Source organism: Vibrio casei (assembly GCF_002218025.2).
In the GTDB taxonomy this organism is placed as follows: domain Bacteria; phylum Pseudomonadota; class Gammaproteobacteria; order Enterobacterales; family Vibrionaceae; genus Vibrio; species Vibrio casei.
The window spans coordinates 1,720,713-1,734,799 of sequence record NZ_AP018680.1 but is presented as its reverse complement, the minus strand read 5'-3'; the positions used below and the strand labels follow the sequence as shown (position 1 = coordinate 1,734,799).

13 protein-coding genes are annotated in these 14,087 nt (G+C 38.5%); 10 read left to right on the top strand and 3 right to left on the bottom strand.

Annotated elements, in window-relative coordinates; all coding sequences use genetic code 11:
• Positions 1-81 precede the first annotated feature (81 nt).
• The 8 genes from pabC (at position 82) to VCASEI_RS08185 (ending at position 7,443) form a co-directional block, all read left to right on the top strand.
• The gene (gene pabC, locus VCASEI_RS08220; protein WP_086960989.1) at positions 82-903 is read left to right on the top strand and encodes an aminodeoxychorismate lyase; all 822 of its coding nucleotides are present in this window, start codon (positions 82-84) and stop codon (positions 901-903) included.
• Positions 900-1,922, top strand: coding sequence for an endolytic transglycosylase MltG (gene mltG / locus VCASEI_RS08215; protein ID WP_086960991.1), 1,023 nt, complete (start codon positions 900-902; stop codon positions 1,920-1,922). Before pabC ends, mltG begins: the two co-directional genes overlap by 4 nt.
• On the top strand, positions 1,922-2,563 hold the full coding sequence (gene tmk, locus VCASEI_RS08210) for a dTMP kinase (protein WP_086960993.1): 642 nt from the start codon (positions 1,922-1,924) through the stop codon (positions 2,561-2,563). Before mltG ends, tmk begins: the two co-directional genes overlap by 1 nt.
• 2 nt (positions 2,564-2,565) lie before the next feature.
• A complete protein-coding gene (gene holB, locus VCASEI_RS08205; protein WP_089110181.1) occupies positions 2,566-3,537 on the top strand; it encodes a DNA polymerase III subunit delta' in 972 nt (323 codons plus the stop codon).
• A gap of 71 nt (positions 3,538-3,608) precedes the next feature.
• The gene (locus VCASEI_RS08200; RefSeq protein WP_086960997.1) at positions 3,609-4,379 is read left to right on the top strand and encodes a TatD family hydrolase; all 771 of its coding nucleotides are present in this window, start codon (positions 3,609-3,611) and stop codon (positions 4,377-4,379) included.
• A 247-nt stretch (positions 4,380-4,626) separates the two neighbouring features.
• The gene (locus VCASEI_RS08195; protein WP_086960999.1) at positions 4,627-6,246 is read left to right on the top strand and encodes a PTS transporter subunit EIIC; all 1,620 of its coding nucleotides are present in this window, start codon (positions 4,627-4,629) and stop codon (positions 6,244-6,246) included.
• Between the two features lie 4 nt (positions 6,247-6,250).
• The gene (locus tag VCASEI_RS08190; RefSeq protein WP_089110180.1) at positions 6,251-6,718 is read left to right on the top strand and encodes an RDD family protein; all 468 of its coding nucleotides are present in this window, start codon (positions 6,251-6,253) and stop codon (positions 6,716-6,718) included.
• 203 nt (positions 6,719-6,921) lie between these two features.
• A complete protein-coding gene (locus VCASEI_RS08185; RefSeq protein WP_086961003.1) occupies positions 6,922-7,443 on the top strand; it encodes a hypothetical protein in 522 nt (173 codons plus the stop codon).
• Between the two features lie 126 nt (positions 7,444-7,569).
• Here the strand turns inward: VCASEI_RS08185 and VCASEI_RS08180 are convergent, their stop codons facing one another.
• Both VCASEI_RS08180 and VCASEI_RS08175 read right to left on the bottom strand, forming a co-directional pair.
• Complete coding sequence (locus tag VCASEI_RS08180; RefSeq protein WP_086961005.1) at positions 7,570-7,668, bottom strand: MetS family NSS transporter small subunit; 99 nt, start codon at positions 7,666-7,668, stop codon at positions 7,570-7,572.
• A 4-nt stretch (positions 7,669-7,672) separates the two neighbouring features.
• Positions 7,673-9,145, bottom strand: coding sequence for a sodium-dependent transporter (locus VCASEI_RS08175; RefSeq protein WP_086961007.1), 1,473 nt, complete (start codon positions 9,143-9,145; stop codon positions 7,673-7,675).
• A 654-nt stretch (positions 9,146-9,799) separates the two neighbouring features.
• Between VCASEI_RS08175 and VCASEI_RS08170 the strand changes: the two genes are divergently transcribed.
• Complete coding sequence (locus tag VCASEI_RS08170; protein ID WP_086961009.1) at positions 9,800-10,981, top strand: patatin-like phospholipase family protein; 1,182 nt, start codon at positions 9,800-9,802, stop codon at positions 10,979-10,981.
• Between the two features lie 287 nt (positions 10,982-11,268).
• Positions 11,269-12,303 (top strand): type VI secretion system-associated FHA domain protein, encoded by a 1,035-nt coding sequence (locus tag VCASEI_RS08165; protein ID WP_086961011.1) that lies wholly within the window; start codon positions 11,269-11,271, stop codon positions 12,301-12,303.
• Between the two features lie 115 nt (positions 12,304-12,418).
• Here VCASEI_RS08165 and pyk read toward each other — a convergent pair whose 3' ends face one another.
• Positions 12,419-13,864, bottom strand: coding sequence for a pyruvate kinase (gene pyk, locus VCASEI_RS08160; RefSeq protein WP_086961013.1), 1,446 nt, complete (start codon positions 13,862-13,864; stop codon positions 12,419-12,421).
• Between the last annotated feature and the right edge of the window lie 223 nt (positions 13,865-14,087).

Below are 14,087 nucleotides of genomic sequence, written 5' to 3'. Positions count from 1 at the left end.
CCTAATGTTATAGCATTAGGCCGCTTTTTTTCGGTATGATGTTAGGTTCAACCAACAGGCTCAAGCATTAAGTGAACCCCTATGTATTTAGTTAATGGGCAACAGACAAACGTAACGTCGCTAGGTGATCGTTCATTTAATTATGGCGATGGTTGTTTTAGCACAATACTGGTTAAATCTGGGCGAGTTGACTTATGGGCCTTACATCAAAAAAGAATGAGTGAAGCCCTACAACGTCTTTTTATTGAAGAACCTGATTGGGATTGTGTCTTGCAGTGGATAGCTGATGCTATCTCAATTCATCATTCAGATTTTGTTCCTTACCTAAGTGGTATCAAATTACACGTAAGTCGTGGGACGGGGGGGCGAGGCTATAGTCCTTTTGGTGTGAATAATCCACAGGTAACTATTCATCCTTTTGATTACCCTGAACATTATACTCGATGGAAAGCGAATGGAATTCATTTGGGGTTATCTAGCGTTCATTTAGGCCTTAATCCGTTACTTGCTGGATTAAAGCATAATAACCGTTTAGAACAGATTTTGATTAAAGCTGAAATGGAAACACAACCTTTTGATGATAGCGTGGTTTTAGATATTAATCAGAATGTTATTGAAACCAGTGCATCAAACCTTTTTTGGGTTAAAAACGATATTTTATATACTGCTAATTTAAGTCAATCTGGCGTGGCAGGTATTATGAGAGCTTATATTCTAGAGCGAGCATCAACTTTTGGATTAAATATCCATGTTGGCTCGTACACCTTAACGGAATTTATGAATGCTGATGAAGTGTTTACCACTAACGCATTACATAGTGTGGTACCTGTCATAGGTTTTGAAAATCATTTTTTTGAAATTGGCGTCTTAACTCGAACTCTACAGGAGAAAATAAACCCGTGATAAAAAAATTAGTCATCTTATTTATCGTCATTGTTATAGTCGTTATTGGCATGGTTTTTTTTGCTAAAAGTGAAGTGAACGATTATTTGGGGCAAGAAGTTTATGCTCAAGGCGATAGACTCGTGACAATAAAGCGTGGAAGTAGTTTGAGAAGTGCGCTTTGGCAAATGGAGCATAAAGGAGCAATTGAACGAACTTCTTTTTCCCGATTATTGCCTTACCTTTATCCTAATTTAGTCAATATCAAAGCGGGCACTTATCAAGTTCAGGAGCAAGCAACTTTAAATGATTTATTGAAGGAAATGGTTGCTGGTAATGAATTCCAATACACCGTTACTTTTATTGAAGGCAGTCGTTTTAGTGAATGGCGTACTCAGCTGTCTTTAGCGAAAGGTTTGCAACACAAAACTCAAGAGATGACGGAATCTGACATTGCTAAAGCAGTTGGGATTGATAAAGATAAGCTGGAAGGACTCCTATTAGCAGAAACGTATCATTATACTACTGGTATGAGTGACTTGGATATTTTAAAGCGTTCACATAATGCTTTGATGCGCGTATTAAACCAAGCTTGGGAGACTCGTAAACAAGGCTTACCTTTAAAAACACCATATGAAGCATTAATCCTAGCATCAATTATCGAAAAAGAAACGGCGATAGAGTCTGAACGAGAAAGGATTGCTTCTGTATTTGTTAATCGTTTAAATACAAACATGCGGTTACAAACGGACCCTACCGTCATTTATGGGCTAGGGGATAAATATGATGGAAATATTCGAAAGAAAGATCTTTCGACACCAACAGCTTATAATACCTATGTAATAAATGGCTTGCCGCCGACACCAATTGCTATGCCTGGAGCTAAATCGATTAGAGCGGCACTTAATCCAGAAACGAGTCGTTATTTGTATTTTGTTGCTAGTGGTGATGGCGGGCATGTTTTTACTAAATCATTGCCTGAGCATAATCGCGCAGTACGTAATTATTTAAGAAAATTAAGAGCGAATAAGAGTAATTAATGAGTAAAGCTAAATTTATCGTGGTAGAAGGCCTAGAAGGTGCAGGTAAAAGCTCCGCTATTAGTACTATCATGCACGTACTGCATCAACATAATGTTGATGATGTGGTTCAAACTCGTGAACCCGGTGGGACGGTATTAGCAGAAAAACTTCGCACTTTAGTGAAAGAAGAACATGAGGGCGAAGTACTATGTGATATTAGTGAACTTCTCATGATTTATGCTGCGCGTGTTCAACTCGTAGAAAATAAAATCAAACCCGCTTTAATGAAAAATCAATGGGTATTGGGGGACCGTCATGATCTCTCTTCTCAAGCTTATCAAGGTGGTGGGCGTCAGATTAGCCGTGACATTATGTCGAGTTTAAAACAAACCGCTTTGGGCGATTTTAAACCAGATTTAACATTGTATCTAGATATTGACCCCGAAATTGGTCTGCAACGAGCTCGTAGCCGTGGAGAACTTGATCGTATTGAAAAAATGGATTTGAGCTTTTTTGAGCGAGTGAAAGCCTGCTATCTTGAAGCAGCAAGTCATGATTCATCAATTATTACCATTAATGCTAATCAAACAATTGAAAAAGTATCAAAAGACATTACGTCAGCGCTTGACCAATGGTTTGCTAATGGGCAAAAAAACTGATCATGAACGATTTATACCCTTGGTTGTTGCCTGTATGGAAACGCTGGCAATCAATGCTAGCAACTGATGCAATTCCTCATGCTATCTTATTTAGTGCCGCTTCTGGGACAGGGATTGAAAAGGTTGTTTCAAAACTAGTCTCAGCAATAGTGTGTAAAAACTCTGATGATGATGCATGTGGGTTTTGTCATAGTTGTGAGTTGAGTCTAAGAGGACATCATCCTGATATCCACTGGGTTTTACCGGAAAAAGAGGGTAAAAGGATCAGTGTTGATCAAGTTCGAGAAGCTAATAGAAGCGCGCTTGAATCTTCTCAGCTTGGTGGTAAAAGGGTTATTATAATTAATCCTGCAGAGGCGATGAATGAATCGGCTTCTAATGCTTTATTAAAAACGCTAGAAACTCCGCCAGAAAAATGCGTATTTATTCTATTAACGCAAGATAAGCACAAGTTATTACCTACTATTATCAGTCGTTGCCAAAGCTGGCAGTTGCCTTTAGTTGAGCAATCCGTTTTGATGAATTGGCTGGACTCGCATGCCAGTATTCAAAATAAACAGCCTATTGATTGGTTTTGTTTAAAAATGTATGCGCAATCACCTGTGACAGCATTACATTTTATTGAACAAAATAAACATGTTGAGTGGGGGAAATTATTGAGGTTAACGCTGAATAGCTTTAAAACAAAATTAATCCCATTTACTGAATTACAGGGCTTTTTTAAATCGGAGCCATATGAAAAATTGCTATGGTTGATGTATCTATTTAGTGACATCCAAAAAGCACATTTTGGTGTGCTAGAACACCCAGCTCCTTTTATTTTCAATGAGCTCGTTGAGTTGATTCCTTATCAAACAGCTTATTCTCATTATCATCGTTTACAGAAACTGCATTTATCTTTAACAACATCCAGCGGATTAAATGCAGAACTTCTTATTTTAGATTGGTACATTGGTTTGGTTGAAGACGCGTAATTATCGTCTATTATTTGAACTACACATTGCTAATCAATATCTTATTCTAAGCATAATTTTGGGAGCTATGAATGTTAGTTGACTCGCATTGTCATCTCGATAAGTTAAATTACGATAATTTACACACTGATGTATTTGATGTCGTGAAAAAAGCGAAACAAGCTGGCGTAGAGCAGATGCTGAGTGTGGGGGTGACCTTAGAAGCTTTTCCAAATATGTTGGAAATGATTAGCCCTTTTGATCAGGTTCATGCTTCGTGTGGTGTTCATCCGTTGGATTGTGATAGTGATTTTAATTTGTCGCTGTTTAAACAATACGCTTCTCATCCAAAAGTGGTCGCGGTGGGTGAAACTGGCTTAGATTTTTTTTATCAACCAGAAACATCAGCTCGTCAGATAGAATTATTTGAGCATCATATTGATGTTGCTAATGAATTGAATAAGCCACTGATTATCCATACCCGTAATGCACGGCAGGAAACGCTCGATGCGCTGAGAAATGGTCATGCAGAGAAGTGCGGGGGAGTTATTCATTGCTTTACAGAAGACTTGGCTTTTGCGAAGTCAGCGATGGAGTTGGGTTTTTATATATCCCTGTCAGGGATAATTACGTTTAAACAAGCAGTTGAACTTCAAGAAGTGGTTAAACAATTACCTCTTGATCGTTTATTGGTTGAGACAGATTCACCTTATCTTGCCCCTGTACCTCATAGAGGAAAAGAAAATCAACCAGCTTATGTACTAGAGGTTGTTAATTACCTTGCTCAATTACAACAGTGTTCAGTAGCAGACGTGATTACGAAGACAGGTAAAAACTTTACAGATTTATTTATTAATCGTTAATAGTGGATAGCGTGGCTTTAACGAATGATTAACAAATGTAAATTGTGAAAAAAAGATGAAAAAGGGCTTGTTTTTTTTGAAGGGCGAAATTAATCCAGCAGAAAAATCTACTAAGATCAAAAAAAAATCACTTAAACATGACTTAGTCAGTGAACAGATTGACAAAAAAAATCGACAAGACTAATGTACGCCTACAAAAATTATAATTGTAAAAAATAGTAAAATTAAAATCAAAGGAGTAGGGGTTATGAAGGCCTTTTTTAGTAAACTATCGCAAGCATTGATGCTGCCGATAGCACTGCTTCCAGCTGCAGGTATTATGCTGGGTATCGGGGGGAGTTTCACAAACCAGAGTATGGTTGAAGCTTATAATATTTCAATGTTACAAGATGGCACCATGCTGAATAATTTCTTGCAAATTATGACCGCTGCTGGTGACATCGTATTTGGTAACTTACCATTAATGTTTGCAGTCGCCGTCGCTATTGGTTTTGCAAAAACAGAAAAAGGTTCAGCTGCACTCGCATCGGTTATTTCTTTCCTTATCATGAATGTGGTAATTGCAAAGTCTATGGCGGTGGCTGGCATGGTTGATGGCTCATCAATAGTGCTTATGGGAAACCATTACCAAGGTATTTTGACCGACATGTTAGGTATTCATAACACAATGAATATGGGTGTGTTCGGGGGTATGATTGCAGGTGCTTTCACTGTTATTTTGCATAATAAATACCATGATGTGAAGTTACCTGATTATTTAGGTTTCTTCGGCGGTGCACGTTTTGTTCCAATCATTAGTGCATTTGCTGCTTTATTCTACGGTATTGCTTTAGTTTTCATTTGGCCATATATAGGTGCATTCTTTGGTTCTATCGGTGCCGGCCTTGGTGAACTAAAAGATTCTGGTTATGGTTTCATCGCATCATTTGCATTTGGTATTATTGAGCGCTCTCTGATTCCTATCGGTTTACACCATGTATTTTACTTACCTTTATGGCAAACGAATATTGGCGGTACTGCCGATATCGCAGGTCAGGTTGTAGCTGGTACTCAAAATATTTTCTTTGCTTCATTAGCAAATGGTGATTACTCACAATTCTCTTCAACTAACTTTATGACGGGTAAATTCCCGTTCATGATGTTTGGTCTTCCTGCGGCTGCATACGCTATGTATACACTGGCAGATGATGAGAATAAAAAAGTAGCTGGTGGTATGTTGTTCTCTATCGCATTGACAGCATTCTTAACAGGTATTACCGAACCAATTGAATTTACTTTCTTATTCTTGGCTGCCCCACTTTATTACTTCATCCATGTGCCATTAGCTGGTATTTCATTCATGTTGATGGATTTATTAAATGTGAAAGTAGGGATGACATTCAGTGGTGGCTTCATTGATTTCAGCTTGTTTGGTATGTTACCAGGCCTAACTGGTACGCTTAATAATTGGTATTATATTCCGCTTGTTGGTGTTATCTATGCGCCAATTTATTTCTTCCTTTTCCGCTGGTATATCGTTAAATTCGATATAAAAACACCAGGTCGAAAAGGCAGTGCAGTCGTTACTGTATCGAAAAAAGATTATCAAGCTGCTAAAGCTGCGGGTAAATCTGGCGGTGATGATGCTCAAGTCGATGCTATGATCGAAGCGCTTGGTGGCGCAGAAAACTTAGTGGATGTTGATGCATGTATTACTCGTTTACGTATCACTGTTAAAGATGGTGAAAAAGTAAAAGATAATACATTCTGGACAGAAAACCTAGGTGCAAAAGGTCTTGTTAAGATTGGTAATACGGGTATTCAAGCTATTTATGGTGCTCAAGCGGCCGTCTATAAAGCTGCTATTAATGCGAAGCTTGGTCGCTAATTGAATGAATTTTAAGCATAAATATAAGCGAATTGGTTCTTTCGTAATTGATCTTGCTATCGTGCAGATGTTTGCCATGATAGTGAGGGATATCTACCTAGGGGTGCTTGCTTATGCATCCCAAGGTACAGGAGTTTCTGTTTCGTTTAATGATGCAATAGCCTTACCTGTGATTTTATTGGTTATTATCGGAGTGATGTTAATTACTATCGGTGTTTATATGGCCTATCACTGGCTTTGTTTTCGTTTGCTTGGAAATTCATTCTCTCGATATTTTTTGCGGTTATCGGTTGTGTCAGTAACGAATAAATCAATGACTGAATCACGCTATTTGAAGCGCGAATTTCAAAAAATATATTTGAGTGTTGCGACGTTAGGCTTATATGTTTTATATAGTGGTGCTCAATTTTTAGCGCATAGCAATCCACCTTGGCATGATAAAAAATTCGAAACGAATGTTGTCGAATATTAATCAGTCCAGTTGGTAGCTTTTAAAACCAGTGATAACATCACTGGTTTTTTTATATTTGAATGTTATGCATAGAATACAAACAAGGTATTTCTTATGTAAATATTTGGTTATTTTATATTGATTTTGCCGTGGGATTACACAACCCTGAAAATAAATCTTTACAGTAGGGATATTGTTATTGAAGATTGAGAACTAGAGGATTTATGAAAGTACGCCTAAGTACGATAATTGTAGCATGCTGTTTTGTAAATACAGCATTTGCAGATGAAGGAACGAAAAATAACACGACACCAGTCTCTTATACGAATCATTCCCCTTTCAAATTTGGTGTTGGTATCGATCAAGGTTTCAGTATCGTTGGTCAGTTATACGACAAAGTGAATATTGCAGTTGGTGATGATGGGATTTCAGCTGATTACATTTTCTTAACCGGTAAATTTAATCAAAACCTTCCCTTTACATGGTACGCCTCTGTTGGTGGATGGTATGAATGGGATAAGACTTGGCATGGGGGGAACTGTAATTATTACAATAATCAGGGGTTCTGTGTCGATAATAATCATGATGACCATTTTCGTGATTATGGTGTCAGAGTACCATTTGGGCTAGATTGGAATTTTGCTAGTCGCTGGGATGCTTACATACAATTGAGTCCCTCTATTAGTTTCCCTGATGATTTTGATGTGGATTTTCAGGCGGCAACCGGTGTTCGTTACGCTTTCTAATAAAACCTTAGTTTATTTATGATTCTAAATAAAAACCAGCTAGGTATTCCTAACTGGTTTTTTCATTAAAGTGTCTGTTTTAACCTATTTAATAAAGCTTATCATCATATGTTTCAGCTTCAGATTTTAGGATTTATTTGACATCGCTTTTCGGATGCAAAGAGCGGCTCCGCCCCATGTTATGCCAAGGCCGATAATCATCATAATGATTGCACCAGTCGTCATATTATTAAGCCTCTTTTGTTTTTTTTGCGTTAACGGTAATAGCGATAACGAGCATTAATGCTAGTAGTCCCCAGCCAAGTAATAAAAGATCAGACATTGCATAACCGCCATAACCTTCATTTAAAGTATCGACAATCTTATTACCTAGAATGATTGCAATCATAATCGGTGTGATAAAACGGATACAAAGCTCGAACCAAATACCTATACTAAAGTCAGAAATGTCATTAGCGTGCTGACGGATATCAGCAATTTTGAATAACCAACCGACAAGTAATAACTCAATTAAGCAGCTTGTTAATAAGGCAAGGTTGTTAATAAAGTAATCAACCAAATCCAATAGGAGTAAACCGCCGTTAGTGGCAAATGATAGGGATACTAATAGACCTACACCGCAAACAATACTTGCCGCTTTCTTACGAGACCACTTCAACTTATCCATAAAGGCTGACGTTACCGCTTCTAGGATAGATATATGTGAGCTCAAGCCTGCAACAACTAGTGCAAGAAAGAATAGTGGACCCAAAATATAAGGAGCAGGTAATAAGTTAATGGCTGCGGGAATGGTGACAAAGGCTAACCCGACACCCGCGGAGACAACATCAGTTAATGGTTTGGCTTGTTCTTGAGCCATATAACCCAGCACAGAGAAAATAAGTACCCCTGCAAGAATTGAGAAACCACAGTTAATCAATACGGTCATTAAGGCGTTATTACTAATATCCGATTTTTCAGGTAGGTAACTTGAATAAGCTAGCATGATGGCGAAACCAACTGACAGAGTGAAGAACATTTGGCCATATGCAGCTGACCAAACCGATGGGTCTGTAAGTTTACTGAAATCTGGCTGGAATAGATAATTTAAGCCATCAACAGCACCGGGTAAGAATACCATACGGCCAATAAGTGCAAGTACCATAATGAACAAGATAGGCATCATGATTTTACCCGCTCGTTCGATACCACCCTTAACACCACTGTAGATAGCACTAAAAGTGATTGCCCAAGCCGCTATCATTGGAATGGCAATATGCCACTGAATACCGCCTAGCTTACTTGGTGAATTGTCTCCACCTAGTTGTAAATACTCACCAAAGAAGTAAGCATTTGGATCGCTTCCCCATCCTTGAGTTACGGCTAAGCCAGTATAAGAAATTGCCCATCCAATGATTGCCACATAGTAGACACCTATAACCGCAGCAATCATCACTTGGAACCACCCAAGCCATTCAAATTTACTGTTAATTTTAGCGAGTGTTTTAGGTGCAGAACCACGGAACTTGTGCCCCATGGTAAATTCTAAAATCATAAAAGGGATACCAGCAGTAAGCATGGCTATAAGGTAAGGAATAAAGAATGCACCTCCACCATTTTCATACGCCATGTATGGAAAACGCCAAATATTACCTAATCCAATAGCCGATCCTACGGCTGCTAGAACAAACCCCGCACGGGAGCCCCATTGTTCTCTTTTCATGTACAAACCCTCTGTAACTGATGATGTGGATTCCTAATTCTAGAATAGAAATAGCCATGTCCTTGGCTAAATATTCTAATTACAACATTAAGATCCAGTTTATTATTCTAATTATATTAATGTGTGTTTGCATAAAGTGGTATTTCCACCTATACATGGTTTGAGATTACATAGTGAATATAAAGAACGCAATAGATGAAGGATGGGCAAGTTAATTATTAACTTAATCAATAAATCTTTCTATTGGTGGTGATTTGTAATAATTATCTGTTTATTTATTGGTGGGTGGTGATATTGCCTGCTTATTATGTGTTTTTTGTGATAATAATGTTGTTGAAATGTTTGGTCTATATGATGTTTTAATATACAAAATTATGACTTGAAGCAAAACTTTGTTCTACATTAAGGCTTCAAATTAGTCTGATAGATTAATGTCTATATCTTTTATTTGCTTCGGCTTAGGCTTGTTAAAGCTTCAAATGAAAACTCATGCTAGAATTTGATTGTTTTTACTATCTGGAGTTTTATTATGAATTACGATTTTAAAATTGCTTTATCTATTATGATTTGCGAATTAGCCTTTATTGGTGCCTATGCGTTGATAGTGGTAACTCATTAATATACTGAATGTCCCTATAAAATTAAGGAGGGTGTGTGAAAAACAGTGGTGTGATTACCGATATAGGTATTTCTGTTGATTCCACAACGCTGAGCAAATACACCAACGGTAAGCATGCTCTTGTCGCCCAAGGCGGGGGACAGAAAGGAATATTTACGGCAGGTGTTCTCGACAGTTTACTCGAAGCTGCTATGGATCCATTTGATGTGTTTTATGGTACCTCCGCAGGTGCGCTTAACCTTACATCTTTTCTTTGTCGTCAAAAAGGTTTGGGTAAGGCATTCATCAGCGAACTGACAACTCGGCCTGAATTTTTTCGTCTTTTTACTCATATTCGACGTAAACAAAGACTTGATTTAGACTGGGCGTTTGAACAACTTAGTGCACCACCTTATCTGCTTGATGTTGATGTTGGTCGTTTTGTTCTTGGCGATAGAAAAGCTTTTGCTGCGGTGACGAATGTCGAGAACCTACATGACGAGTATTTACCTATTATGGTTAATGAGTGGATCGATGTGCTTAAAGCAACTTGTGCTATTCCCGCGCTATATAGGCACGAAGTCGAGATTAACCACAAATGTTATGTTGATGGTGGCGTTTCTGCGGCCATTCCAGCGCAAGAAGCCTGGAGGCAAGGTGCAAGGTTAATTACCGTCATTCGGACCGAACCAGTTGATTTAAATGCAGAAATGGCACCTGAACCTACACCAGCTAATGAATCTTCATTTTTAAGTAGAGTAGGACTTGATCAACATTTTGAAGCTATTCAGAATAGTATTGCTAACCGTACTGCAGGCTGGAAAGTGGATTTGAACGGTTTTCTTCAAAATCGTATAGCTAAATCCCAATTGATTGAAACTGATAAGCTTAAACCACTGCTAAATGGTGGAAGATGGTTGTTTGGTAGTGGTGATGTTTATCGATTATGCCATTTGTTAGGTGACCAATTTGATGCCGGCATTATGGATATGCTCATGGTTCATCATCAAACGTTTACCTTAACGCATAATTTTATGCTTAAGCCACCGGATGACTGCTTTATTTTACAAATTGCACCAGAAGAACCATTGCGATCCTCTCCTTTGCTAAGTAAAGCGGAAGATTTAGAGTTTGATTATCAAATGGGTATTCAAGCAGGGCGTAATTTTATTGCTCAATTCTCTTCTCTGAGCTCTAAGCCAGATATTATTCATCAGAGTGCTTATACTAATATGTAATACATTGTAGCCACTTCCTTGTCATTGAGTGTGGCTACAATTATTGAGGTTAGTTAACTGTGTCGCATATTCAAAACTAGAACTTTTCCCTCCTTCGCTTTTCCCTCAACATCCAGTTTACTCAAATTATTCCTAGACTTATATTCCTTGCCATTGTGATACACCTTAAATCACGTGAGACTGATTAATTAGACACTAATCAATAATATATTGTTGACGTAATAGCCGTTGGTTGTATGGAAATATAAGTGATTTTATTGTCGTAAATTGCTGTACATGGAGTGACTATGGAAGAGCACACTTTTCTTACTTTTGTTGTGATGAACACTCGTTTGTTAAAAACGGGTGGAGCTGCGTCTCATCAATTCAAACAAGAGGGAGGCTATATAGGTAATGATGAGTCATGTCATTGGGTGTTACCTGATCCCAATAATGCCCTTATAACACCTTACTGCCAAATAAAATTTCAGAATGGTCAATACCACCTTGTTGACATTCAAGGTGGTATTGGCGTCAACGAGCAAGATCCCCAATTTGAACAGAATAAAGCCATTATCGTTCATAATGGGGATGTGTTTAGAATTGGGTCTTATCAACTTAAAGCCCACTTGAAAGTGGTGGAAGTTGAAATGGAACAATCCTACAAAAGTATGAATGAGTCTGTTGAAAAAGATTCGCCACACACCTATATACCTCAGCTCGATATAGATTTACCGCCATCAATGGATGTTTCTGTCTCGTCATCTGAGATTACAAAACCTCGCATTGAACCCGAAGCGAACAAGGAGAAAGACATGTCGCCAACGTCAGATTTATTAAGGAGTGAGCAATCTGAAGTCGAATCGTTAAAAGCTAGTATAGAAGGGTTAGTTTCTATCCATAGTCGCCAAGATAGCTATTTCCATTTATTAAATCGTAGTTTTCAACCAATACAAGATAACCCATTGCAAATGGGGCTTAGTGTTAATGAGACGGAAAAGTTGATGTTTGGTCAGAATAAAAGTTTATTTCACCTAGACCCTGCTCAAGCTATTTCAACAAGTTTGCAGTCCATTGAAAACCATAGTGAAAGAATGCATCAATCTACCACCATTGCACTGAAATATATTCTTAATGAACTGTCACCTGACGTTCTACTTAAGCGTTTTCAAACTTATAAAAAGAACGCACCAGACAACGTTGACTCTGATGCTTGGGCTTGGAAAATGTATCAATCGTACTTTTCAGAATTAACTTCGGGTCGTCAAAAAGGTTTTGAAAAACAGTTTTGGGAAGTGTTAGAGCGGTCTTACGATAGTATCCAGCGTCAGGATAAAGGTTGAACATTTTGATAGATGTTCGGATAGAGTACAAGGTGGTATTTGTCTTGATGACCTGCCAAATAAAAAGAGGAGCCAATCCAATGGGCTCCTCTTCTTTTACTTTATTCGAAGCCGTTTATTCAACTTCAATAATGCGCATACAGTTGGTTGAACCAACTAAATCCATGATGTCACCTTGGGTAATAATGACTTTGTCCCCTTTGGCTATTAAACGTTTTTCTTTTAACGTTTCAATTGCGGCAAGGGCACAAGGTAGGCCTGAACCTGCCTCATGTTCAAAGAATACCGGTGTCACACCGCGGTAGAGTGTTGCACGGTTCAACGTGCTCTCATTACGAGATAACGCAAAGATTGGTAACCCTGAACTGAGTCGAGACATCATTAGAGGTGTTCTCCCTGATTCTGTCATCGAGATCATGGCGGTAATCCCTTCCATGTGGTTTGCAGAATACATCGTTGCCATTGCGATGGTTTCTTCAGCCGAGTCAAACTTACGATCTAAACGATAGTTCGAAACATTAATAGAAGGCATTTTTTCCGCGCCTATACAGACTTCAGCCATTGATTTCACTGTTTCAATCGGGAAGTCGCCAGCCGCGGTTTCTGCTGAAAGCATAACCGCATCGGTTCCATCTAATACCGCATTAGCGACATCCATCACTTCAGCGCGTGTTGGCATAGGGCTTGTGATCATTGACTCCATCATCTGTGTTGCGGTGATGACGTTTCTATCTAAGCTACGAGCGCGGCGTATCAATTGTTTTTGTACACCAACCAATTCGGCATCTCCAATTTCGACACCTAAATCACCACGAGCGACCATCACAACATCCGAGGCTAAGATGATGTCATCCATGCTTTCTTGGCTAACTACGGTCTCTGCTCGTTCTACTTTTGCGACTAATTTTGCTTCAAGACCGGCATCACGGGCTAAGCGACGTGCATAATGCATATCTTCACCATTTCGTGGGAAAGAAATCGCAAGATAATCGGCTTTGATTTTGGCAGCAGTAAGAATGTCTTGCTTATCTTTTTCAGTTAATGCGTCAGCTGACAGACCGCCACCTTTTTTGTTAATCCCTTTATTGTTAGATAATGGCCCTGCAACAGTGACTTCGGTATGAACTTTATTTCCCTCAACTCGAGTGACTTTTAACTGCACTCGACCATCGTCTAATAAGAGTACATCACCAGCACCAACATCTTTTGGAAGTTCTTTATAATCAAGCCCAACGGCTGATTGATCACCTTGGCCTTTTTCTAAATCACTATCTAAAGTGAATTTGTCACCAATTTTTAATTGAATTTTGCCATCTTTGAAGGTAGATACACGAATCTTCGGGCCTTGTAAATCACCTAAAATGGCGACATGAATGCCTAGTTTAGCTGCGATATTACGCACTTTTTCAGCACGTAGAATATGGTCTTCTGCTGAGCCATGAGAAAAGTTCATTCTGACAACATTGGCTCCAGCTTTAATAATCTCTTCTAGGACATTCCCTTTGTCTGTTGCTGGGCCTAAGGTGGTAACAATTTTTGTACGTCTAAGTCTCTTCGACATGAAAAACTCCATCTTTGATTTGTTAAAATAATCTTATTTCAAGTTATCATCAATTGCGTTGCTATTTCATTACTTTGTTCCGCAATATTTGATTCAACGTACATTACTTTTGCTGTTTTAGGTTTTAAGTTAAATATTTATGGGCTATTTCTTTATGTCTTAAAGTTGTTAAAACAATCAGAATAGGAATAATTTACTTTTTAATCGTGACGCTTATCACGCT

Excerpts from the sequence above, each read along its gene's own strand:
- tmk (WP_086960993.1), top strand. The coding sequence starts at position 1,922 with ATGAGTAAAGCTAAATTTATCGTGGTAGAAGGCCTAGAAGGTGCAGGT.
- VCASEI_RS08195 (WP_086960999.1), top strand. The coding sequence starts at position 4,627 with ATGAAGGCCTTTTTTAGTAAACTATCGCAAGCATTGATGCTGCCGATA.
- VCASEI_RS08165 (WP_086961011.1), top strand. The coding sequence starts at position 11,269 with ATGGAAGAGCACACTTTTCTTACTTTTGTTGTGATGAACACTCGTTTG.
- pyk (WP_086961013.1), bottom strand. The coding sequence starts at position 13,864 with ATGTCGAAGAGACTTAGACGTACAAAAATTGTTACCACCTTAGGCCCA.
- VCASEI_RS08180 (WP_086961005.1), bottom strand. The coding sequence starts at position 7,668 with ATGACGACTGGTGCAATCATTATGATGATTATCGGCCTTGGCATAACA.
- VCASEI_RS08185 (WP_086961003.1), top strand. The coding sequence starts at position 6,922 with ATGAAAGTACGCCTAAGTACGATAATTGTAGCATGCTGTTTTGTAAAT.
- holB (WP_089110181.1), top strand. The coding sequence starts at position 2,566 with ATGAACGATTTATACCCTTGGTTGTTGCCTGTATGGAAACGCTGGCAA.
- pabC (WP_086960989.1), top strand. The coding sequence starts at position 82 with ATGTATTTAGTTAATGGGCAACAGACAAACGTAACGTCGCTAGGTGAT.
- VCASEI_RS08190 (WP_089110180.1), top strand. The coding sequence starts at position 6,251 with ATGAATTTTAAGCATAAATATAAGCGAATTGGTTCTTTCGTAATTGAT.
- VCASEI_RS08175 (WP_086961007.1), bottom strand. The coding sequence starts at position 9,145 with ATGAAAAGAGAACAATGGGGCTCCCGTGCGGGGTTTGTTCTAGCAGCC.
- VCASEI_RS08200 (WP_086960997.1), top strand. The coding sequence starts at position 3,609 with ATGTTAGTTGACTCGCATTGTCATCTCGATAAGTTAAATTACGATAAT.